The 22398-nt window shown below is 42.8% G+C and carries 22 protein-coding genes; 3 read left to right on the forward strand and 19 right to left on the reverse strand.

Going from position 1 to position 22398, the window contains the following annotated elements:
* Positions 1-44: 44 nt before the first annotated feature.
* The 6 genes from NYE23_RS10760 to NYE23_RS10785 all read right to left on the reverse strand — a co-directional run bounded on the left by NYE23_RS10760 (position 45) and on the right by NYE23_RS10785 (position 6536).
* Positions 45-392 carry a hypothetical protein gene (locus NYE23_RS10760; protein ID WP_341077758.1) on the reverse strand — a complete coding sequence of 116 codons (348 nt, stop codon included), beginning with the start codon at positions 390-392 and terminating at the stop codon, positions 45-47.
* 153 nt (positions 393-545) lie between these two features.
* Positions 546-1985 carry a hypothetical protein gene (locus NYE23_RS10765; RefSeq protein WP_341077760.1) on the reverse strand — a complete coding sequence of 480 codons (1440 nt, stop codon included), beginning with the start codon at positions 1983-1985 and terminating at the stop codon, positions 546-548.
* A 271-nt stretch (positions 1986-2256) separates the two neighbouring features.
* Positions 2257-3774 carry an osmoprotectant update ABC transporter permease/substrate-binding subunit OpuFB gene (gene opuFB / locus NYE23_RS10770; RefSeq protein WP_341077762.1) on the reverse strand — a complete coding sequence of 506 codons (1518 nt, stop codon included), beginning with the start codon at positions 3772-3774 and terminating at the stop codon, positions 2257-2259.
* Positions 3771-4724, reverse strand: a complete 954-nt coding sequence (locus NYE23_RS10775) for an ABC transporter ATP-binding protein (protein WP_341077763.1) — start codon at positions 4722-4724, stop codon at positions 3771-3773. The genes opuFB and NYE23_RS10775 overlap by 4 nt, the downstream gene beginning before the upstream one ends.
* A 172-nt stretch (positions 4725-4896) precedes the next feature.
* A complete protein-coding gene (locus NYE23_RS10780; protein WP_341077764.1) occupies positions 4897-5193 on the reverse strand; it encodes a hypothetical protein in 297 nt (98 codons plus the stop codon).
* A gap of 137 nt (positions 5194-5330) precedes the next feature.
* The gene (locus NYE23_RS10785; protein WP_341077767.1) at positions 5331-6536 is read right to left on the reverse strand and encodes an NAD(P)-dependent malic enzyme; all 1206 of its coding nucleotides are present in this window, start codon (positions 6534-6536) and stop codon (positions 5331-5333) included.
* 139 nt (positions 6537-6675) lie between these two features.
* Between NYE23_RS10785 and NYE23_RS10790 the strand changes: the two genes are divergently transcribed.
* Positions 6676-7569 carry a LysR family transcriptional regulator gene (locus NYE23_RS10790; RefSeq protein ID WP_341077768.1) on the forward strand — a complete coding sequence of 298 codons (894 nt, stop codon included), beginning with the start codon at positions 6676-6678 and terminating at the stop codon, positions 7567-7569.
* A 48-nt stretch (positions 7570-7617) separates the two neighbouring features.
* Here the strand turns inward: NYE23_RS10790 and NYE23_RS10795 are convergent, their stop codons facing one another.
* Positions 7618-8322 (reverse strand): gamma-glutamyl-gamma-aminobutyrate hydrolase family protein, encoded by a 705-nt coding sequence (locus NYE23_RS10795; RefSeq protein WP_341077770.1) that lies wholly within the window; start codon positions 8320-8322, stop codon positions 7618-7620.
* A 126-nt stretch (positions 8323-8448) separates the two neighbouring features.
* Positions 8449-10098, reverse strand: coding sequence for a catalase (locus NYE23_RS10800; protein WP_341077772.1), 1650 nt, complete (start codon positions 10096-10098; stop codon positions 8449-8451).
* Positions 10099-10329: 231 nt separating this feature from the next.
* On the opposite strand from NYE23_RS10800, the gene NYE23_RS10805 reads away from it, so the two are divergent.
* Positions 10330-10455, forward strand: coding sequence for a hypothetical protein (locus NYE23_RS10805; RefSeq protein WP_258549827.1), 126 nt, complete (start codon positions 10330-10332; stop codon positions 10453-10455).
* A gap of 337 nt (positions 10456-10792) precedes the next feature.
* Here the strand turns inward: NYE23_RS10805 and NYE23_RS10810 are convergent, their stop codons facing one another.
* Together NYE23_RS10810 and NYE23_RS10815 are read right to left on the reverse strand one after the other, a co-directional pair.
* On the reverse strand, positions 10793-11578 hold the full coding sequence (locus NYE23_RS10810; protein WP_341077773.1) for a glucose-1-dehydrogenase: 786 nt from the start codon (positions 11576-11578) through the stop codon (positions 10793-10795).
* A gap of 12 nt (positions 11579-11590) precedes the next feature.
* A complete protein-coding gene (locus NYE23_RS10815) occupies positions 11591-12445 on the reverse strand; it encodes a GRP family sugar transporter (RefSeq protein ID WP_341077774.1) in 855 nt (284 codons plus the stop codon).
* Positions 12446-12738: 293 nt separating this feature from the next.
* On the opposite strand from NYE23_RS10815, the gene sstT reads away from it, so the two are divergent.
* Complete coding sequence (gene sstT / locus NYE23_RS10820) at positions 12739-13971, forward strand: serine/threonine transporter SstT (protein ID WP_341077775.1); 1233 nt, start codon at positions 12739-12741, stop codon at positions 13969-13971.
* 120 nt (positions 13972-14091) lie between these two features.
* Here sstT and NYE23_RS10825 read toward each other — a convergent pair whose 3' ends face one another.
* The 9 genes from NYE23_RS10825 to NYE23_RS10865 form a co-directional block, all read right to left on the reverse strand.
* Complete coding sequence (locus tag NYE23_RS10825) at positions 14092-14487, reverse strand: VOC family protein (RefSeq protein ID WP_341077776.1); 396 nt, start codon at positions 14485-14487, stop codon at positions 14092-14094.
* A gap of 157 nt (positions 14488-14644) precedes the next feature.
* A complete protein-coding gene (locus NYE23_RS10830; RefSeq protein WP_341077778.1) occupies positions 14645-14824 on the reverse strand; it encodes a hypothetical protein in 180 nt (59 codons plus the stop codon).
* 155 nt (positions 14825-14979) lie between these two features.
* On the reverse strand, positions 14980-15711 hold the full coding sequence (locus NYE23_RS10835) for a GntR family transcriptional regulator (protein ID WP_341077780.1): 732 nt from the start codon (positions 15709-15711) through the stop codon (positions 14980-14982).
* A gap of 111 nt (positions 15712-15822) precedes the next feature.
* Positions 15823-16665: a sulfite exporter TauE/SafE family protein gene (locus tag NYE23_RS10840; protein ID WP_341077781.1), complete on the reverse strand. Its 843-nt coding sequence runs from the start codon at positions 16663-16665 to the stop codon at positions 15823-15825.
* Between the two features lie 22 nt (positions 16666-16687).
* Positions 16688-17941 carry an anaerobic sulfatase maturase gene (locus tag NYE23_RS10845; RefSeq protein ID WP_341077782.1) on the reverse strand — a complete coding sequence of 418 codons (1254 nt, stop codon included), beginning with the start codon at positions 17939-17941 and terminating at the stop codon, positions 16688-16690.
* A gap of 35 nt (positions 17942-17976) precedes the next feature.
* Positions 17977-19485, reverse strand: coding sequence for a sulfatase family protein (locus tag NYE23_RS10850; protein WP_341077783.1), 1509 nt, complete (start codon positions 19483-19485; stop codon positions 17977-17979).
* A 177-nt stretch (positions 19486-19662) separates the two neighbouring features.
* The gene (kduD, locus tag NYE23_RS10855) at positions 19663-20445 is read right to left on the reverse strand and encodes a 2-dehydro-3-deoxy-D-gluconate 5-dehydrogenase KduD (RefSeq protein ID WP_341077784.1); all 783 of its coding nucleotides are present in this window, start codon (positions 20443-20445) and stop codon (positions 19663-19665) included.
* A 91-nt stretch (positions 20446-20536) separates the two neighbouring features.
* Entirely contained in the window at positions 20537-21367 is an 831-nt protein-coding gene (kduI, locus tag NYE23_RS10860; RefSeq protein ID WP_341077785.1) for a 5-dehydro-4-deoxy-D-glucuronate isomerase, read from the reverse strand.
* A 27-nt stretch (positions 21368-21394) separates the two neighbouring features.
* Positions 21395-22378 carry a sugar kinase gene (locus tag NYE23_RS10865; RefSeq protein WP_341077786.1) on the reverse strand — a complete coding sequence of 328 codons (984 nt, stop codon included), beginning with the start codon at positions 22376-22378 and terminating at the stop codon, positions 21395-21397.
* Between the last annotated feature and the right edge of the window lie 20 nt (positions 22379-22398).

Raw genomic sequence — 22398 nt, forward strand, 5'->3', positions numbered from 1 at the left:
TAAAACCTCTTCCGATTCAGTAAGCTAGGAGCAACTCAGGCTGCTTAATCTTTGCTGAATAAGGAACTTAGATTCTTCAATGTATATAATCTGCCGGTGACCATAAACAGGCTGTTATAGTTTCTTTGAACATATTCATCAATAATGGTAAGCCCTGTTACAAACCGGTCCACCAAATAATTTGTGTACTTTGGATCCCAGACAAATCGATTAATTCTGATTAGCTCATCTGCGAGGATATGAAACTTAAAGTCTTCGGCAATCAGTTGGATTTGTCTTAATTTGCCGGTATCCATATAGAAAATATTTTTCTCGATGTTTTTATTCAGGAATGTCAGCAAGTCATTGATATTTTCAGCGAGTAAAGTTGCTTTTTGCATTTCATGTTTCACAATCATACTCTCCTTTGTTTTTTGTTCTGTTTAAGAAGAATTTATGAAAGAGAGTATGATCTTACTACATCAAAAAGGCCGGGAATCTGAAGTTCCCGGCCTTTTCGATTACATTATTTAAACCGGTAGAAAATTCAGCATTCCCAGTCAGGTTTACCCTTTCTCCAGCATGTCCTTAAGCGGATCCAGACATCTCTTTCTCTCCTTCACCCAGACCTCGCACCCCTGAAATGGATTGGCAGTTCCTAAGTACAGATTGCCATTTTCAGAGACAAACAGATTTCGGCATCCGTAATTTTTTGGATTGCCAAGCCCATTAATCGTCACAGGAAACCAGTGAATGCCATCAGGCGACTTCCATAGACTAAATCCAAAAGTCAAACGGGTTGCGGGAGAAATCAGGGCAAAGAAAAGATCAGATATACATTCAATCGGAAGTAAACGCAACAGCGGATTCTCGCTCCATAAGCTTTTCAGCACCTCGGGCAAAAGCGGTGGAATAAGGTCTGTCCAGTCCCAGGTTCCCAGGTACAGCCAGCCGTTATATTCTTTCAGCTGCCAGCAATAGCCATTGGCAATATTGCCAAATCCCGATGGAATTCCGCTTATGGCCGTACCTCTTGTCCCGGTTTCAGGATTCGATGGTTCAACAGGCTTGCTTCCAATGACCAGTTCCCATTGATCATTTTTATCAATTCGAATTAAGTCAAATCCCTTTGGTGTTACTAACCGATCATTCGGATCAAGACTGAAGATGCCAAAATAAACGGCTGTACCAAGGTATAAATATTCTTTATAGATTTCGAGGCTTAATGGCACCTCATTCCTCGCATCGCCTGCTCCTTTGTCAACAACCTTTACCCAGCTGTCTGCCCCAGGATTCTCATCTTTGGATCGCCATAATTGGAAGCCTTCCGGCAGGGCTGTCCCAATATACAATCTATTATTGAAGCTCGACATAATAATTCCATTACCCTGTGGGTTTTTTTCCGGATCCCCTGACAGATCAATTTGCTCCCAGCCATTTTGTTCGGGATCTTCGCTCACATACAGCAATGTATTCGAAACCTGAAGCTCGTTTCCTGGAAGCGCGGCCAAGTAAAGTTTATCGTTATGGACCACCATTGTTCTCGTTGATCCGCCCTGCAATAAGCTTGGCAGGACACGCCACCCTTCTTCATCTGTATATTTCAAAACAAGCAGGTTTGGACTAAAAGTAGCACAGCCGGCATATAAAGCCTCTTCTCCAGAAGGTGATTTATAGGAAATCATAAACCGGAAGCCAACAATTCCAAGAGAAGGTTCTTTAAAGACCCGCTCCCATTCCCCGCTGCCATCCTTTTTATAACGCCAGATTTCACCGCTAAAGTCAGGATTCTTTGGAGTCAATTCCTCAGGCACCTCAATATCGCCAAATATAGCTCCGCTCGAAAGGACCGAGTAGACAATATTACGGCCTGTCCCAACATAAAGATACTCTCCAAACTCGGCAACAGACCATGCGTAATTGTTCTGCATGGCATTGTCCTTACTGGTACTATCAAATCCGTTAACCGGGGTAATCTTCTTAAAGCCAGATACATTTAACCCCATTGCTTTTGCACCTCTTTTTCGCTTTTTAATAGAATATGCGAAAGCGTGAAAAACGCAGGGGCACTTGTCTTGGACAAGGGTGAATTTGCCGGGAAATGGAGGAATATCCTAAGAGTGTTACCCGCTCAATGGCTTCTTTCACAAGAAAAGGGTTAGATCGACTCCAAAAGAAATGCAGAACCCAAAAAAAACAGCCCCATTTAACAAAAATAGGGCTGTTTTATGAAAGTGCTATTGTTTTATACTCGATAACTTTCCTGTTTGATGCAGTCTATTTCAGCAATCCTTCCTCCTTAAGATACTCTCTTGCAGTTTCTTCAGGACTCGCACCTTCAACATTTACTTTGTAGTTCATTTCACGCATTTCATCATCACTTATCTTACCATCCAGCTTATTTAAAGCTTTGACAAGCTCAGGATGCTTTTCAGCGGTTTCTTCTCGCAGCAGCGGGGCTCCCTGATAAGGAGGAAAAAGGTGTTTGTCATCCTCCAGGACAGTGAGGTTGTATCTGGCAATTTCACTATCTGTAGAATAAGCGTCCACTAAGTTGATCTCACCTTTTTCAATTGCACCATAGCGCAGCTTGGGCTCCATGGTTAAAACAGTTGGAAAGTCCAGGCCATACAGCTCCTGAATACCCCGATAGCCATCTTCCCGATCTGAGAATTCAAGGGTGAAGCCGGCTTTTATGTTTTGTTCGACTGATTTCAGATCTGAAATTGACTGCAGTTCATACTCTTCAGCCAGTTTCTCAGGTACTGCCAAAGCATACGTGTTATTGTAAGCCATCGGTTCTAACAGCTCCATGCCGAATTGTTCCTTCATTCCTTTTCTCGCCTGCTCATATACCTCTCTGCGATCAGTGCTTACTGCTGTCTCTTTTATAAATTCAGCAATGGCTGTACCGGTAAACTCAGGATACACGTCAATACTGTCAGACTTCAGAGCATTAAAGACGAATGATGTTTTTCCTAATCCTGGTTTTAACTCGACAATAAGGTCGGTTTCATTTTCAATCAGCAATTTGTACATATTGATCAGGATTTCCGGTTCTGAACCAAGCTTCCCGCCAATGACAATATTCTCTTCTGATTTATTAGTCAGCATCGGTATCGCCATAACCAGTATCATTGCACCAATAAAGACTCCCAGCGCTGTGAGCGATCGTTTAAAAGACATATGCTCGAATCGTCGCAGCAGCATATCAAATAGGATTGCCAATATGGCTGCAGGTATGGCCCCAAGAACGATCAGTGCAGTATTATTTCGGTCGATTCCAAGGAGGATCAGTTCTCCCAAGCCTCCTGCTCCAATTAAAGCAGCAAGAGTAGCTGTTCCGACAATTAAGACCATAGCCGTCCGGATACCGGCCATAATAACAGGCATGGCAAGAGGAAGTTCTACCTTCATGAGCCTTTTTCTCCTGTTCATTCCCATTGCCCTTGCCGCTTCAATAATGGAATCATCTACTTCCTTTATGCCTGTATATGTATTTCTCAGAATGGGCAAGAGGGCATACACGACTAACGCGATAATAGCAGGCACTTTGCCTATTCCGAACAAAGGAATCAAAAGACCAAGCAAAGCTAATGAAGGAACTGTCTGCAATACGGCCGTCACGCCAATAATCCCTTCTGCGATTTTTTGTTTGTTAGTCAGATAAATTCCAAGCGGAATCGCAATCAGGACTGCAAAAAACAAAGCGATAAGCGAAATCTGTATATGCTCAATAAGTACACTTAATAATTGCCCTTTCCTTTCATTAAAAACAGAGCTCAAGGTGTTCATGACCTCACCTCTTTCTGTTTGCTGCGAGCCAGTTTACGAATGACGGCCTGCCTGTTAATCATTCCAATGATGGCTCCGCCTTCTTCCACAGCAAGTTCTTCATGAGTGGCCAATAAGCTAAGCGTTTCTTCCAATGAAGCCGTGGCGGAAATGACTGACCCGTTCTGTTTTGCTTCTGATATCGGCAGGAGGATTTCATGTAGGCTGAATCCCTTCATGTACGGTCCCTGCTCTTCCCCTACAAACTGACGGACAAATTCGTTCTCCGGATTAGAAAGCAGCTCTTCTGGTGTGCCAATTTGAACGATTTCCCCTTCCTTCATGACACAAATACGATCGCCAAGCTTTAAAGCTTCCTTCATATCATGTGTGACAAACACTATGGTTTTCTTTATTTTTTTCTGAAGGCGGATTAGGTCATCCTGAAGCTTTTCCCTGCTTAGGGGATCCAGCGCACTAAAAGGCTCGTCCATCAGGATGATAGGCGGATTGGCTGCCAGTGCCCTTGTTACCCCAACTCTTTGCTGCTGTCCACCTGAAAGTTCATGCGGCTTTCGGCTCCGGTATATGTCAGGCTCCAATCCGACCATTTCCAATAACTCATCAATCCGTTCTTTAATTTTCACCTGCTCCCAATTCTTGAGCTCCGGTACGATCGCGATATTTTCCCCAATTGTCATATGAGGAAAAAGGGCAATCTGCTGAAGGACATAGCCAATATCCCAGCGGAGCTCATGTATGTCATAGTCACTGATCCGTTTGCCATTTATGAAAATCGTTCCTGATGTCAAGGGAATCAGCCTATTAATCATCTTCATAACAGTGGTTTTTCCTGAACCGCTCGGACCAATAATCACGAAGAACTCGCCTTCTTTTATATGTAAATTGATTGAATCTACAGCTTGGGTACCATCCCGATACTTTTTCGACACGTTGTCAAACTGAATCATTGCTCCACCCCTCTAATATGTTTACATCTAAATTATTCCCTTAACAAATTACTGAAAAACGTTCCTTCCTGCGTTTTCTTTTTTGCTGTTATACTATCATACAAATAGACAGGAAACATTTCTATTATAAAAACCCAAAAAAACAGCCTCCTGCATTGGAGGCTGCCTGTTATTAATCGGGAGATCTTTTCAGTTTCTTAAAGAGGTCCGGAAAGTCTTTTCTGATTGCTTCGCGGATATCCCCAAATGCAAGATGGCGAATGGGATAGGTTTTTACTTTCTTTAAGGTGGAATGCGGGTTTCCTATAAAAATATTAACAGTTTCTTCTAAAAACCTTTCCTGCTGAAAAAGATGATTGTTTCGATTTCCAAAGACTTTGTTTTCTGTCTGTTCATAAATAACGTAATAGTTTTCAATGATTTCACCACGGAACATTTCCTGCGTCTCAATTACTTCGTATACTTTCATCGGTATCAGTCTCCCTTTTAAATAAATTCAAAGTGACGAAAGTGATCAATTCAATCCCATTGGCAAAACCAGCAGCTTTATATTTTGGATACTATGATGTATTTCACTTGAACATGCCTTCGCATGCTAATTTCATTCTATTGACTTATTATTTGGTTCAGTATAATTTCGATTCGGGCTGCACCTGTTTCCTGGGCTGCTTTTATTACGGCATCTCTTACTGCAGGGACAACCCGGCTGTCGAGCGGCCCTGGAATAACATAATCAGGTGTCAGGTCTGTAGCGTCGATTAATCCGGCAATAGCTTCGACAGCTGCCATTTTCATTTCTTCATTAATCTCAGTAGCCCTGACGTCCAGGGCTCCTCGGAAAATACCAGGGAATGCGAGGACATTGTTCACCTGATTCGGCAAGTCTGATCTTCCTGTTCCAACGACTTTAGCGCCTGCCTCTTTCGCCTCATCCGGCATGATCTCAGGAACTGGATTGGCCATGGCAAAAATGATGGAATCCGGACTCATCGTTTCGACCATCTCCTTTGTTAAGGCACCGGCAGAGGAAACCCCGATGAACACATCCGCGCCAATGATAACATCCTCAAGCAGACCTCTACGCTTTCCTGGATTGGTGATTTTCGCAACAGACTCTTTGACAGGGTTCATTCGATCTTGCCTTCCTTCATAAATCGCTCCCTTTGTGTCACACATGATGATATCTTTTGCTCCCATATTAAGGAGCAGCTTGATAATCGCAATTCCAGCCGCACCAGCCCCATTGATTACGATTTTTATTTCATCCATTTTTTTACCGGCAAGCTTCAGCGCATTGATTAAACCGGCTGCTGTTACGATTGCTGTTCCATGCTGGTCATCATGAAAAACGGGGATATTCATTTCCTGCTTCAGCCGTTCTTCGATGTAAAAGCAATTGGGTGCCGCGATATCCTCCAGGTTAATGCCCCCAAAGGAAGGCTGCAGCAGCCGGACTGTATTAATGATTTCTTCGGGATCCTTCGTATCAAGGCAAATCGGAACCGCATCAACCCCTGCAAAAGCTTTAAATAGTGCAGCCTTCCCCTCCATCACAGGCATGGAGGCTTCAGGGCCAATATCGCCAAGTCCCAGTACAGATGTTCCGTCAGAGACCACGGCAATTAAGTTTCCTTTTATTGTATAATCATAGACTTTCTCAGGCTGGTCATGGATTCTTCGGCACGGCTCTGCCACTCCAGGGGAATAGGCTAAGCTTAAATCCTTCATGCTGTTCAGAGGCATTTTTACATCGACCGTTAACTTCCCTTGAAACTTCTCATGAAGCAGTAAAGATTCTTTCTGCAAATCCATTCTATCCATCTCCCCTTATTGAATATTGTTAATTTTCAGTATTTGTTGTAGATTATTATATAATGAGTGGCATCCATAAATGAAATACATATAATCTATAATTCTTATGCCTTTTGGTTATAAGAAAGGAGTGAAGTGTTTGGATATCCGGCATTTAGAATATTTTGCTGAAGTGGCACAGCATTTAAGCTTCACAAAAGCATCACAGACCCTGCATGTCACCCAGCCTTCAATCAGCAAAGCCATCAAAAATCTCGAAGGCGAACTGGGAGTGCCTCTATTTTATCGGTCATCGAAGCAGCTTGAATTAACTGATGCTGGAAAAGCGGTGTTAATCAATGCGAAAAAAGTGCTGGACGCATTTCAGAACCTGACATTGGAGTTAACAGATTTAATGGAGCTGAAGGGCGGTGAGATCAAAATAGGCATACCTCCCATAGTCGGCGCAGCCTTCTTTTCGAAGCTTATCAGCCAATATAAAGAAAAGTTCCCATTGATCGAAATTAAATTAACAGAAGTCGGCACGAAGAAAATAAAAAAAGGGGTAGAAGATGGCACATTGGATATTGGCCTTATTTGCACGGTTCCGGCCCAGGGAAGCGGTTTTGAAATAATCAACGTCCTAAGGGATCCCTTAATGCTCATTATCCACCGGGAGCATAGGCTTGCTTCGAAAAAAGAAGTGCATTTTTCAGAATTAGCCAAAGAGCCTTTCATCCTCTACAGGAAAGATTTCACCCTCTATGATCTGATTATTGAGGAATGCTTAAACAGCGGCTTTCAGCCTAATATCGTCTGTGAAAGCTCGCAAAAGGACTTCCTGCTGGGAATGGTTGAAGGAAAACTGGGAATCACCATGCTGCCAAGCAAAATCTGTCAAAATATAAACTGCAATGACCTTGTGGTTCTGCCAATCTCTGAATCTGCTGTTAATTTAGAGCTCGGGATGATTTGGAAAAAGGATAAGTACTTATCGTTTGCGGTCCGGGAGTTTATCGCCAGTGCTGAGACTTATTTGGAGGAAGGGCTATGAAACGGCCGTCGCAAATTTTAAAAGTGCGACGGCTTTTCACCTTCTGTATTATTGTTTACAAGCCTTAACAAATGCATCAAATATGGCTTTTGAAGGGTTATCATTCTTTTGTGTCATGCATTCAGGGTGCCACTGTACCCCTAATGCAAAGCGATGCTCTTTACTCTCAAAAGCCTCAATAACCCCATCATTGGCCTCTGCACATACCTCAAAATTTTCAGGCATTTTGCGGACAGCCTGATGATGATAGCTATTTACTTTAAAGCTTTGCATTCCAGTAACTTTGTGGAGGAGAGAATCACTTTTCACATTCACAAAGTGAGTCGCATGCCATCGGGGTGCTTTTTGGCCATGCTGCAGCAAAGGTACGCCCATTTGGGAAAAGATGTCCTGATACATATCACCCCCAAGAGCAATACTGAGAATTTGGCAGCCCCTGCATATGGCTAAGATTGGTTTATCTCGAGCAAGCATTTTATGAATCATGCTGATTTCGAATGCATCTCTTTCCGGACAAATACTGCCCAGCTTTTGATGGGGTTCTTCACCAAATAGTGTTGGGTCGATGTCCCCCCCGCCAGTAAGCAGCAGCCCGTCAAGCGTTTCAGCTAATTTTTCATTTTGGTCATCATCCAGAAGATTGGGCACAACAATTGGTACGGCCCCTGCGTTTATCAATGAATGGATATTATCCATTGATACAGAAAGGTTATGATCATCTAAATTTGACGTAACTCCAATAATTGGTTTCATTTCGGCACCTCTGGTTATATAGTTTAGAAGATTATTCTATAGAACCGGGAAAAAATCCTATCTGCCCTAAAAAAAGAACTGCCCTGCAGTCAGTATTCCTGACTTTGGGACAGTCCATGTTTGCTATTAATAGGGATCCGTTTCATGGCTTTTCTCAACCGCTTCTTTTGATGCCTGGTTTTCAGCGATTGAACCCTGGCCATATTTAGATCTTCCAGCGTCACGGCCTGGAATTTGTTTTTCCCCGCTCATCGCCTGGATCTCTTTCATGACTTTCTCGGTTTCTTCCTTGACACGGCGGCCATAGTCTTCATCAGCCTGTGTAAAATGCTCAAACATAGCATCCTGAATCCGTTTGTCGCATAGCGCTAGAGCTACAGACAGGTTTTTGATCAGTTCATCTCGCTCCCAGTCATCAAAGCTCCTGTAAGTATGGCCGGCCTGGCCGTAATTATTTGGCCGATCGATCGGTGCGCTCATGGCTGCCGCATTATAAGTTGGCCGATGCGGGGTGCGCCCTTCTTCAGGTGCTTCCTTAAAGCCCCCCTTCATCGATGGCTCATAGTTTATATGCGGATTTTCCCCAGACTCCCTTGGGTCACGAGTGTCCATTTGCCCTCGCTGCTGATTTGTGCGCACAGGTGCTTTAGGTGCGTTCACAGGTAATTTCAGATAGTTCGCTCCAACGCGATAACGCTGTGTATCGGAATATGAGAAAGTCCGGCCCTGCAGCATCTTATCATCCGAAAAATCCATTCCGTCGACAAGCACCCCAGTACCGAAGGCAGCCTGCTCAATCTCAGCATGGTAATCTTCCGGATTGCGATCAAGAACCATACGGCCAACAGGAAGCCAAGGAAACTGATCCTCCGGCCAAAGCTTGGTATCATCAAGGGGATCAAAATCCAATTCTGGATGGTAATCATCCTCCATGATCTGTACAAAAAGCTCCCATTCCGGATAATCTCCCCGTTTAATCGCCTCAAATAAATCCTGTGTAGCATGCCCGACATTTTTAGCCTGAATCTCGCTTGCCTCTTCCTGTGTCAAATTGCGGATCCCCTGCTTCGGCTCCCAGTGATATTTCACAAGTACAGCTTCCCCTTTTTCATTCACCCATTTATAGGTATTGACACCTGATCCCTGCATATGACGGTATGTAGCGGGTATTCCCCAAGGTGAAAACAGGAATGTAATCATATGTGTTGCCTCTGGTGTCCTGGATACAAAGTCAAACATCCGCTCGGGATTTGGCACATTTGAAACAGGATCAGGCTTGAAGGCATGAATCATGTCAGGGAACTTCATCGCATCACGAATAAAGAAGATCTTCAGGTTATTGCCGACTAAATCCCAGTTTCCGTCCTCAGTATACATTTTTACGGCAAAGCCTCTAGGATCACGTGCTGTTTCCGGTGAATCCTTTGCACCAGCCACAGTTGAAAAACGGACCATCAATGGCGTCCTCTTTCCTGCACCTGAAAAGACCTTAGCTCGGGTATACTTCTCAACCGGCTCATCTCCCACTTTTCCGTATGTTTCAAAGTAACCGAATGCCCCTGCACCTCTGGCGTGAACCACACGCTCCGGAACCTCTTCCCTGTCAAAATGGGAGATCTTCTCAATGAAATGATAATTTTCCAAGGTCGCTGGTCCCCGATTGCCTATCGTGCGAATGTTTTGGTTATCCGTAACAGGATGCCCCTGCCGAGTTGTCAGTGTCTCACGATTAACATTCTGCTCATTTGCTGGATTCATATCTTTGTTATCTGCCACACTCGAACCTCCTAAAAATGAATGACCATATTTTTTACTCGGGTTCGAAAATTTATACCTGAATTCACTCTAAATGTTAGGTATTGGAAATGCCTCCATAAAAGGATGCCTTGTTAATCACACCCATCAAAATGGAAGTGAAACCTTATTCCTAAAAGTACTTAATTTATTTCGTCCGAATAATGTTCATGCCTTTGTAAAAAATATTCTTGTCCAGGGGGAGGTGTAGACATGCCGAATCTTAATGATAACAAGTTCAAAAAAATTCAATCTGAGAGCCAAAAGCAGGGTAAAACATACGAAGAGTATGCTGCTGAACTAGAAGCGAACAAAATGAAGGCACAAAAAAGAAAATAATTGATAGTTAGGCAGGGAATATCGCTCCTGCCTTTTTAGCTGCCCTGCTAAGCAGTGAAAGTCGCTGTAAGTATCTTTTCCGGATCCTTAACAATGTATAATCCAAGGGGTATATTTAATAATTTGTCCTTATCCCGGTCATAGTTTGTTAACATTTACGCATTACAATGTAAATGTACCGAAACATCATAAAGCCCTTTTTCTTTACCCCTTCAGGTCCGGCCCTTTTTAAGCGGCCGGATTTTTTATGTGTTTCTTTTTACCGCTGGGCAAAAGATTTCCGCTAACTGCCTGAAAAAATTGAAAAGCCCCTCTCACAATGAGAAGAGCTTTCCATTCATCCTTTGCCAGCCTGAAATCCAGGATATTGTGTCATGCCGCCATCAGCATACAAGGTCATTCCGGTGACATAGCTTGCTTCAGTGGATGCCAGCCATACTGCACAAGCTGCTATTTCTTCGGGCTTGCCGATGTAGCCCATGGGAATAAGCTCAACAACACCTTTTTTCAATTTCGGGTCTGCGAATTTTTCTGCATTAATGGGTGTATCAATAGCACCAGGGGCAATGCAGTTCACCCGGATCCCGTGCGGGGCAAATTCAAGCGCAAGGGTCTCGGTCATCAATTTGACTCCGCCTTTACTTGCTGCATAATGAACAAAATGAGGCCATGGAATTTCCTGATGAACTGATGACATATTTATGATCGAGCCTTTTATTTTGTTTTCCAGCATGTAGTCAATCGCTTCACGGCAGCCTAGAAACTGTCCCGTTAGATTTGTCGAAATAACTTTATTCCAATCCTCCAGGGTAAGTTCTTCAGTTGGTACTTCATTTTCAATTCCCGCGTTATTGATCATGACGTCGAGAGAACCGAACGTTTTAATGGCATGTGCGATCATTCTTTTAATATCCTCTTCCTTTGTAACATCCCCCTGTATGGCAGAGGCACTGCCGCCGGCTTTCTCTATCGTTTCTATGATCCCCTGCACTTCCTGTTCCTCATTAAAATAATTGATGACAACCTTCGCTTTTTCAGCACCGAACCGTTCTGCCATTGACTTTCCCAGCCCGGTCGCTGCGCCGGTAATAACGACAACTTTTCCTTCAAGACTTGGATACATAAGATCACTCCCTTATTTTTTTGTAAAGCCAAGCAATACTCCGCCAGCGATAATAAACAAACAGCCAAGGAGAACCATAAACACCTGTTTTTTGCTTTTCCGCTCATCTAAAAAGAATAGCCCGCCAATGGTCGAAATAACTATTCCGGTCTGAGAAAGTGAAAAGCTGGTGGCAACGCCGATCTTCGGCAGTGAAAGCAGCAATCCCAGATTCCCCGTGCTCCAAATAAGCCCCGTAATGATATTCCGGACAGCAAATTTGTTATATGGCTTGCGGCGCAGAGTAATGAGGAATGCTCCTATTACCATCCCAATCGCCTGCGGCAGGATGGCAGACCAGCCGTCAATTTCAAACCAGCGGATTAGTACGACATACCCGACAAATCCAGCTGTCGATAATAGTAGTACAAGCAGGCCTTTCTTGAGGCTTTTTCCCTGTTCCTTGTCATCTCCCTGTTTCAAAGAAGTCAGAACAGCACCGACAATAATACAGACCAGAGAAGTGACTCCAATGATAATGCTCATCCTTGTTTCCCATTCTTTAAAAATGAATACTCCAAAAAAAGTTGTTCCAATAAGCTGCAGGCCTGTGGACATCGGAGCTGTCTTGGCAACTCCCAAATAGCGGACTGCCCCAAACTGATTTTTCTGCCCGATCGACCAGAACAAACCAGAAATAAAGCCGACTGCCCAAACGATATTGGACAGATCCGGTCTCTTGAAAAGATAGACCGCGATGGCAAATAATAGGGCTCCTATTGTTGTACCTAGCGTCTGGCTGTCCTCGTCCCCGCCAAGCTTGTTGCTGACAAATACAATGCTGCCCCATGAAACCGCTGCAATGAGGGCTAATAGAATTCCTGTCATGGTGTGTACCTCATCTTTCGATCTTATGTACATTTTTAGATTGCAGTTATATAAGGACTCTTATTCCACAAGCAAAAAAGTATTGATTTATTTATTATCATTCCACATATTTAAAACCCTAAAACCATTATTAACAGCAACCTATCTATTTAATAGTCGTTTAACAGATATTTCAATATAATAATTTATCGCACAATTTATAATATTTGTGTTAAACTAACAAATATCACTGTCGGATAACAGTGATAAGCCATTATTCTCTTTTATATAATAATCACTTCGGAGGGAATCGAATGAAAAACGCAATCAGCAAGTGGAACCAAATAAGCCTGGTAAAAAGAATTCTGCTGGGCATCATCGCAGGCATAGCCCTCGCTTTGACTATTCCGAAAGCAGCGGGATGGGTCTCTATCTTCGGTACATTATTTGTAAGTGCATTAAAAGCAGTAGCACCCGTACTGGTTCTTTTCCTGGTCATGCATGCCATTTCCAAACACAGAAGCGGCCAGCAGACGAATATGAAGTCCATTATAGCTCTTTATGGTGTAAGCACCTTTTTAGCCGGACTTGTCGCCGTTGTAGCAAGTTTTATTTTCCCTGTTACCCTTTCACTTGCGCCGGGAGCAGAGGATGTAACACCTCCAGGAGGGATAGCAGAAGTTCTTACAACACTGCTGACTAATGTTGTGGACAACCCGGTCAATGCACTGATCAACGGCAATTATATCGGGATTCTGACTTGGGCCATCCTTCTTGGCATTGCCTTAAGAAAAGCAGCTGACACTACAAAAAACATGCTCGCAAATTTTTCGGATGCCATTTCGACTCTAGTAAAATGGGTGATCAGCTTAGCTCCAATCGGAATTATGGGTCTTGTGTTTGATGCGATTGTCAGCAACGGGCTTTCTGCACTGATGGATTACGGTAAGTTACTGCTCATCCTACTGGGCTGCATGTTCTTTATTGCTCTGGTTGTGAATCCTCTTATCGTATTTTTAAATATTCGCAGAAATCCATATCCGCTTGTGTTTAGATGCTTACGAGAAAGCGGAATTACAGCGTTCTTTACACGCAGCTCAGCAGCCAACATTCCTGTAAATATGAGCTTATGCGAAAAGCTTGGGCTGGATGAAGATACGTATTCCGTATCTATCCCATTAGGCGCAACGGTTAATATGGCAGGTGCAGCTGTTACAATTTCTGTTCTGACTCTTGCAGCGGTTCACACATTAGGTATTCAAGTAGACTTTGGAACAGCCCTAATCCTTAGTGTGTTAGCAGCAGTCTCTGCAGCAGGTGCTTCAGGTGTTGCAGGCGGATCCCTTCTTCTCATTCCTTTAGCAGCCAGCTTATTCGGAATTCCGGATGACGTAGCGATGCAGGTTGTCGGGGTAGGATTTATTATTGGTGTATTACAGGATTCATGTGAAACAGCCCTTAACTCTTCCTCAGATGTTCTATTTACTGCTACAGCAGAATATGCGAAGAAGCGCAAGGAAGGCAAGATTGTGAAAATCAGTGCCTGATAACAAATCAGAGGAGCCAGTCTTTTGGCTCGCTCCCTCATGAAAAAAGCCCTCTCGCGATGGAGAAGGCTTTTTTCATTTATGTATTTTCCCATATGATGCTATAAGTTTCAGATAAGTTTACTTGGCATTTGCATCCGGCTGGTGAATACCGAAAATATTCCCTTCAGTATCCTTATAGTACCCCTGCCAAGCCATTCCAGGAAGAGCATACTTCGGTAATGCGACAGTGCCGCCGTTTTCAAGAATCCTGCCTTCCACTGCATCGTAATCTTCCACGCCAATTGTGCAGGAATATCCGTTTATCGCTTGATTATCTCCTGGAGGCGGTCCCTGGCGCTGCATCAGAGCACCGTTAATGCCCGGCTCTTCATCATTTCCAGTCACTGCTCCATAATAAGGCATTCCGGCATATTCACTATAATCCTGAAATGACCAGCCGAATACCTCTCCATAAAACTTTTTAGCCCGCTCCATATCATCTGCATGGACTTCAAAATGAATTAATCTGGCCATAGAATCCTCCTCAAACTTGTAATCGCTTACATTATTATTATTATAATGCTTGTGTAAAAATGTACAACTTAATAAGGCACCCTTCACATGTAGAACTGGACCATTCTTCTTATTACAAAATGATAATTTCTTTGCATAATCATATAAATTCAACAAATTACCCAGATTGATTACAATTCATTTTGTGATTCTTTGTGAACTCAATTTCTTTTGCAATATCAGCGATATATTTATTGTTCATCTCATCTTTCTTCCTTTTCTCTGCTTCGATCATCACCTTTTCAATTGGGCAATCTTCATTTAAAAAATCCTCATGCTCCAAAGAAGAATTAAACAAAGGGGTGTGCCCTTCAATGGTATGGATTACATCCAAAAAAGAGGTTTTACGAGAACGAGATACAAAGCTGTAACTTCAGGAGAGCCTAATCAATATAGCTAAAATAAAAAAGTCTATCTGAGTTTAATTCAGATAGACTTCTTGAAATACAATCATTAAGTGAGTTCTGTGTAAAAACGGCAGCGATCCCCTCTAATAATAGAGCGGCAAAATTCTACAGGCTGACCATTTGCATCATAAGCGGTTCTCTCTAATAATAATGCAGGCTTTCCAGCTTCTGTTTGAAGATATTCACTTTCATCCTTTCGGATTAAAACAGGTTCAAAAGCTTCTTTCGCCTTTGTAACAAAAACATTAAATTCCTGCTCAAGCAAATCATATAATGAAATCTTACCTACCCTTTCAAAAACATGTAAATTTGATACGATTTCTTTTGAAAAGTAGGAGGATTCCAAGATTACAGGTTCGTCATCTACACAGCGCAGACGCCGCATTTCAATTACTTTCTCATCTTTTGTTAACTGCAATTCTTTCAAAATTTCTTGAGTTGGACTGATCTCTCGTACTTCCAATATTATATCTTTAGGCTCCATCCCTTTTTCCTTAAACACCTTGCTAAAACTATATAATCCCATAAGTGATTGCTCTAGCTTTGGTTTAGTCACAAAAGTACCTTTGCCTTGAATGCGATAAAGCAATCCCTCTTGAACAAGTTCTTCAATGGCTTTTTTTGCGGTATTCCGGCTAACCTTGTACTCCTTCATTAGTTGATTCTCAGAAGGTATTTGATCACCGGTCTTCCAGAGCCCATTATCTATAGATTGTTTCAACCGCTCTTTGAGCTGATGGTAAAGTGGTATAACACTATCATTTTGTAACGGCTTCATAAAGAAATTCCCTTCCAATTCAATCTTTATCTTTGTGTTATAATACCATAATTTATACCATCAATCCAACAAGTCCAGCCCTAATATAGTTTCCCAACAGCTTTGGAAACATTAAAAGTTAAAATACATTCGAAATCCTATTAAAATCAGCAATACCGACAGCATTTGAATAATTACTCTCCCCGGGATTCTTTGGGAAAGTAAAACCCCAAGCTGTGAACCGGCAATGACACCCAGCCCCCCATAAACTACCGTCTGCCAGTCAATATTACCGTAATAAATATGCGATATTACACCCACAGAGGTATAAAGACAGAGGGAAAAAATAGATGTTGCAGTTGCGTAGTGAGCAGGAGTCTTAAATACATAAACTAAAATAGGAACAAGGAGCCAGCCTCCTCCGATTCCGAGATAGCTGGATAAAATTCCAATTAAAAACCCCAGCGGAATGAGCCATTTTTCCTTATAGGTGCTATCTATTTTACTTACTGCTGCGGATTGATGAATGGAACCATCCTTGCCAATAGAGGAAGCTGCTGCTACATACTCATAGCCTTCAGAAGGAACATGCCTTCTCCATTTTTCCGGCAGGTTCTTCGTAAATAAAAAGGTTCCGAGCGCAACTAATAAAGTGGCAAAAATAACATAAAAATAACCTGATGAGTAGTGCTGGAGCAGCCAGACTCCCAATAAGGAACCGGGCAAAGCACCGATGCCTAATATAAGTCCATTTTGATACTGAATCTTCTCTTTTTTCGCATAACCAATTACACCAGATAGAGAATTTATTAAGACGATGATAAGTCCTGTGCCTGCAGCAATCGCTGGCTCCAATTGAAAAATGAGAAGCAGGGCGGGAACGAAAATAAATCCGCCACCCGCACCGACAATTGTTCCGTATCCTCCTGCAAGTACACCAATTACTATAAGCAAGAAACCGGCGCTTAGATCCACTTGCATCCCCCCAATAATAAGGTTAGATTGTTTGAATAAACCTTTCACAACATTTTTTAAACTTTTTCCCGCTGCCGCATAGGCATACATCATTTCTTTCTGGCTTTGTACGTCCAGCCTCAAGATGGCTTCGAAGCCATTGCATTTTGACATTTTCCGCTAAGCTTTCCATTCGCTTATGTGCATAGTTATAAACTTGCATATAGCTATCACAGAAATAGTCTGGAATGACTGTATCATTCCCTTGACTCCACCGGTTTCTCGGACAGCCTCCATGGCATAGCTTTAAGTTCATACAGCTTTTGCATTTATCCGGCAAAGCAGGCTTCAACCCAAGAAAATCTTCATATTTTGGACTATTTAAAATGTCTATTAAAGAATCCTGACGAACATTCCCTAGCTTATAATCGTCATTTATATAAAAATCACACGGGAAGGCGTCTCCATTTTGCTCAAGAATAAGTGTTTTTGGACAAGACTTTCGGTGGATACATAATTCCGCCTCCTGATGCAAATAGACATTCAGCATATTATCGAAAAACCTTACCGATCTAAATGGATTACCATCGTTGTACCAAGCATCAAATGCCTCACACAAAAACTGGCCGTATTCTTTTGGAGAAATCAAGTATTGACCCGGAAGATTCGGCTCTTGAGCGCGAAAATCCATACAAGGGATAAATTGCACATGGGTAAAGCCCTCCTCCTGGTAAAATTGCATCAACTCCCGAGCCATCCCGGCATTGCCTTGATGAATAACGGTAAGAATATTAAAATCAACACGGTTTTTACGCAAAAGTTCGATTCCGCTCATTACCCGGTCAAAGCTTCCCTTTCCATGGCCCGTTACCCTTCTCGCATCATTGATGTTCCTTGGCCCATCAAGGCTTACACCAATCAAAAAATTGTATTGTTTAAAAAAACTTGCCCATTCTTCAGTAATGAGGGTAGCATTCGTTTGCAGCGAATTGCTTATGATGGTATTTTTCGGGGCATACTTTGCCTGTAAAAGTACAACTTGTTTAAAAAAATCCAAGCCGGCTAAAAGCGGCTCTCCTCCTTGCCAGGCAAAAGAGGCAACCCCATTGGTAAGGGACATATATTCTTTAATGAACTTTTCAAGCAGGATTGGATCAATTTTAGCGATCTTCCCCGGCTGGCCGCCGCAGCTGCTGTAATAGCAGTAATCACATGCGAGATTACACGCCTCAGACACGGTTTTCCACATGACACCGATATGATTATGCTTCTGGGAAGTTAAACAGTTTTGAACCATTAGTTAAACTCCTTTACTGTTTGAATCTTATAGGCCTATGCGTGTGAAATTCTCGGCATTGGCATCTGCTCTTTATGGAGCTCTGCCCATGCATATTTTAATAGGAGATCTTTTTTTAATTCTTGATAGCTGGGCTGATCCCATAAATTATTTAATTCCTTTGGGTCTTCCTGCAGGTCAAAAATTTCCCCATAGGTTTGCCGATAATAGACCGTAATTTTGTATCGCTCATCGACGTATGTTTTTTGGTGAATGGTCGTTGGTTCATGGTGAAACTCACAAAGAATATGATCTCTCGATTTCTCTTCTATGCCGAGCCAGACAGCCTTTTGATTCTCCCCGGACATGATTGGAGGAATTGAAATACCGGCGAGGGACAAAAAGGTTGGAGCGAGATCCACCAGCGATTGCAGGGAACGGGATTCTTTTTGTGCAGGAACCTGTCCAGGATAGCGGACGATAAATGGAATCTTGATTAAATCCTCATAATGGAAACCGCCTTTATACTGCAATCCATGCTGGCCGAAGAAATGGCCATGATCAGTTGTAAAAACAATAACAGTATTATCTGCTATTCCTAATTCATCCAGCTTATCGAGTATCTTGCCAATATACTTATCCATAAAGCTAACCATGCCATAATAATTAGCCACTAATTTTTTTCTGTCCTCTTCAGGGAGAAGATGGGAGTGATAGCCGTGAATGCCCCAGCCTGTTTCCTCCAAACTGGAAAAGTCAGGCACCTCTTGCTGAGTCTGTTGAAAATGCGGAGGATTTTGTTCGTGCTCACCAGGGACAATCTCTGGAATGGTAAGATTTTTCGGGTCATACATCGATGCCCATGGCTCAGGCACCAAATAAGGCGGATGTGGATCAGGGAAGCTCGCCCAGAGGAAGAAACTTTCGCCCTCCTGTTGATAGGTTGCTAAAATGTCATTGGTTTTTTCAGCAATAAATGTATTATAATGATATTCTTCAGGAATACCCCATTGATATTGAATGGATGGGTCCATCGTGCCGGTGGGTTCCATATAATACTGCTTCCAGTCATGATACCCTTTATCCTCCAGCCAGGCAGCATAGTGCTGTCCAACTAAGTATTCATTCGTATGGTTGCGAAGCAGCTCGATTTTTTCAAAACCATAGAATGGCTGATTGTAAGATTTCCAGAAATCGATATCCTGAAGGAGCGGCATTGATTCCAGAGAAGGATAATGTTCCGTCGTACGTACAGGCTGAAAATGGGCTTTCCCGACTAATGCAGTCCGATAGCCATTTTCCACAAAAACATCACCGACTGTCAGGTGATCCTCATTTAGCTTAGTTCCCAATGTCCATGCGCCATGCTGGCTGGGATAAGTGCCTGTAATGATCGAGGATCTTGACGGTGTACAAGTTGGATTGGGACAATAAGCCCGCTGAAATACTGTCCCTTCACTTGCCAGGCGGTCGAGATTTGGGGTGGATATTTCCGGATTAAAGGTACCGATCGTATCAAAATGCTGCTGATCGCTGGTGATTAATAAAATGTTTGGTTTTTTCATGAATCATGCACCTCTATGCAGGTTGTTTTTAAAGTATTCACTGTTGCTAATTTTAAAAGTCATAAAGTTCAATCGCGAGAATCCTAATTATATATTGGGGTGAAAATGCGATTCATAATTGAGATGGACATTCCCGAAGGACCAGCTCCATCTTCCAGTCTTTTTCCCTTTCAATCACTACCTCGACAGCCATCCTCCATCAACCGACAGAATATGCCCGTTCATATAATCAGATGCCTTGCTGGCTAAAAAGACAACGGTTCCCATTAAATCGGATGGATCTGCCCAGTGGCCTGCAGGGATTCGGGACAGAATTTCTGCATTTCGCTTTTCGTCCGCCCGGATTGGAGCTGTGTTGTCGGTTGCGATATAACCCGGGGCAATCGCATTAATTTGAATATTATACTGTGCCAGTTCATTGGCAAATGCTTTTGTCAGACCTGCAACCGCATGCTTGCTCGCTGTGTATGGAGGGACGAATTTTCCTCCCTGGAACGAAAGCATTGAAGCTATATTAATGATTTTTCCGCTCTCCTGATCCACCATAACCTTGGCAGTCTCCTGACTCAGCAGGTACAGAGAATTTAAATTCACTTCCATTACAGCATCCCAATCTTCTTCCTTAAACTCCAGTAAAGGTGACCGAAGAATCGTACCCGCATTGTTTACTAAAATATCAATCTTATGGTACCTTCTTACACATTCTGCTGCTACTTGCTTTACCGCTGCCCTATTACTTAGGTCTGCCTGAAAGAATTCTGCCCTTCTGCCCGTTTCTTCAAGTAAGGTTCTTGTCTCGTCCCAATCATCATTTCTTGCGACAACAAAAAGATCTGCGCCAGCCTTGGCCAAGGCTACCGCATATGCCTGACCTAGCCCTTTATTAGCTCCAGTTACGATAGCCGTTTTTCCCGCAAGATTGAAATAATCAAGTGAAAATGAAAGCAGATTATTGTTCACTCCAGTTACCTCCCAAATTTAGTATACTAATAGAAAACCAGCCCCTCCATGCATGGCTAAACCATACAGGCAGGGGCCCTCTATATAATATTTAACGCAAATCTTCCATTTTTATATGATCCATATCACTATAGGTGATATTTTCCCCGCACATTCCCCATATGAAGGTATAATTGCTTGTGGCAGTGCCTGTATGAATGGACCAGCTTGGCGAGATGGCCGCCTGCTCATTTTTCATGACCAAATGCCTCGTTTCCTCCGGTTTCCCCATGAAATGAAAGACACGGGTTTCCGGTTCCATATCAAAGTATAAATACACTTCCATTCTGCGCTCATGCGTATGGCATGGCATTGTATTCCATACACTGCCCGGGGCAAGCATCGTCAAACCCATTTGCAGCTGGCAGCTTTCGCATACATTCGGATGCACATATTGATAGATTTTTCGCTCGTTTAATGTTTCGGAGGATCCCATCTGCAGAGGATCAATTTGGTTGATATCAATCTTAACTGTCGGATACGTATGATGTGCAGGCGCAGAGTTGATATAAAATTTCGCCGGATTGCCGGCATCCTTGGAACGGAACAATACCTCCCGTGTTCCTTTTCCAACATACAAACCGTCCCGCTGCTGCATTTCGTACTCCATTCCATCAAGAACAACGGTGCCTTCACCGCCAATATTAATAATTCCCAATTCACGGCGCTCTAAAAAATATTCAACTCCCAACTCATTATCGAGCTTGATCGTTAATTCATGATCCTCTGGGGTGACTCCTCCAAAAATCATTCTGTCAACATGTGTATAGTTTAAATGAACCTGACCTGACTCAAACAAAGTTTCCACAAGAAAATCTCTTCTTAATTCGTCGGTTCCGTATTTTTTTATATCGTCCGGATGATGGGCATATCGTGTTTCCATGTAATATCTCTCCTTTTAATTAGTATTCTACCGATTAATTTCTCCTGTTTCTGTGGCTGCAAACTGAAGAACCTCTTCCCTAGAAAATGGATTACAATCTCCATAAACGGTATGCTTTAGTGCAGAAGCAGCTGCTGCGAACGAAATGATCTGCCGAGCAGGTAGCCCTTCAAGAATGCCCCACAAAATTCCTGCTGCAAACGAATCACCCCCTCCAATGCGATCAATAATCGGATCCAGCATGTGGACTTTCGATTGATAAAGCTTACCGCCTGTGTATAAATTCCCTTGCAAGTGGTTGCTAGACGCTGAAATGACTGTCCTAAAGGTTGAGCTAAAATATTCAATATTCGGAAACTGCTCTTGGATCGTCTGATAATACATTTTTAACCGCTCCTCTGCCGGCAGCATTATATCAGCCTGCGGAAGATCAAGCATGTGGACAACATCCAGCTCCCCGCAAAAGCAAATATTGATAAACGGCATAATCTGTTTGAATACCAGGGCTGCTTCCTGCTGCGTCCATAGCTTAGCCCGATAATTAAAGTCAAAGCTTACTTTTATCCCCATTTCCTTTGCTTTTTGAAAAAGCTGTAAAACAAACTTCTGTAATGAAGGCGACAGGGCCATTGTAATTCCCGTAACATGTATAAGTGAAGCGCCACTGAGAATTTTTTCTATTTCTATTTCTTCGGCTTTAAGATCTGAAAAACTCGAGTTCTTACGGTCATAGGTTACCTGAGCACTTCTTTCGCCCACTCCTGTCTCTACATAATAGCTTCCAAGCCGCTGACCGCCCTTTTTTAGAAAATCGGTTTTGACGCCATGGGAATTTAGATGGCGTTCCACCGCCTCTCCTAGTGGGTTAGCCGGTATCTTGCTAACAAAATAAGCTTGATATCCAAAATGGGACAGCGAAACAGCGACATTTGCCTCCGCTCCGCCGTAATGGACGGCCAGCTGTCCTGCCTGATTAAGCCGCACTCCTTGCTGTGTAGATAAACGAAGCATGATCTCCCCTAATGTGAGTA

Origin of the sequence: Cytobacillus sp. FSL H8-0458 (assembly GCF_038002165.1) — a bacterium.
Taxonomy (GTDB): domain Bacteria; phylum Bacillota; class Bacilli; order Bacillales; family Cytobacillaceae; genus Cytobacillus.

Coding starts and splice junctions, on each gene's coding strand:
- NYE23_RS10765 (WP_341077760.1), bottom strand. CDS start 1,985: ATGGGGTTAAATGTATCTGGCTTTAAGAAGATTACCCCGGTTAACGGA.
- opuFB (WP_341077762.1), bottom strand. CDS start 3,774: ATGAACACCTTGAGCTCTGTTTTTAATGAAAGGAAAGGGCAATTATTA.
- NYE23_RS10775 (WP_341077763.1), bottom strand. CDS start 4,724: ATGATTCAGTTTGACAACGTGTCGAAAAAGTATCGGGATGGTACCCAA.
- NYE23_RS10780 (WP_341077764.1), bottom strand. CDS start 5,193: ATGAAAGTATACGAAGTAATTGAGACGCAGGAAATGTTCCGTGGTGAA.
- NYE23_RS10785 (WP_341077767.1), bottom strand. CDS start 6,536: ATGGATTTGCAGAAAGAATCTTTACTGCTTCATGAGAAGTTTCAAGGG.
- NYE23_RS10795 (WP_341077770.1), bottom strand. CDS start 8,322: ATGAAACCAATTATTGGAGTTACGTCAAATTTAGATGATCATAACCTT.
- NYE23_RS10805 (WP_258549827.1), top strand. CDS start 10,330: ATGCCGAATCTTAATGATAACAAGTTCAAAAAAATTCAATCTGAGAGC.
- NYE23_RS10810 (WP_341077773.1), bottom strand. CDS start 11,578: ATGTATCCAAGTCTTGAAGGAAAAGTTGTCGTTATTACCGGCGCAGCG.
- NYE23_RS10815 (WP_341077774.1), bottom strand. CDS start 12,445: ATGACAGGAATTCTATTAGCCCTCATTGCAGCGGTTTCATGGGGCAGC.
- sstT (WP_341077775.1), top strand. CDS start 12,739: ATGAAAAACGCAATCAGCAAGTGGAACCAAATAAGCCTGGTAAAAAGA.
- NYE23_RS10825 (WP_341077776.1), bottom strand. CDS start 14,487: ATGGCCAGATTAATTCATTTTGAAGTCCATGCAGATGATATGGAGCGG.
- NYE23_RS10835 (WP_341077780.1), bottom strand. CDS start 15,711: ATGAAGCCGTTACAAAATGATAGTGTTATACCACTTTACCATCAGCTC.
- NYE23_RS10845 (WP_341077782.1), bottom strand. CDS start 17,941: ATGGTTCAAAACTGTTTAACTTCCCAGAAGCATAATCATATCGGTGTC.
- NYE23_RS10850 (WP_341077783.1), bottom strand. CDS start 19,485: ATGAAAAAACCAAACATTTTATTAATCACCAGCGATCAGCAGCATTTT.
- kduI (WP_341077785.1), bottom strand. CDS start 21,367: ATGGAAACACGATATGCCCATCATCCGGACGATATAAAAAAATACGGA.
- NYE23_RS10865 (WP_341077786.1), bottom strand. CDS start 22,378: ATGCTTCGTTTATCTACACAGCAAGGAGTGCGGCTTAATCAGGCAGGA.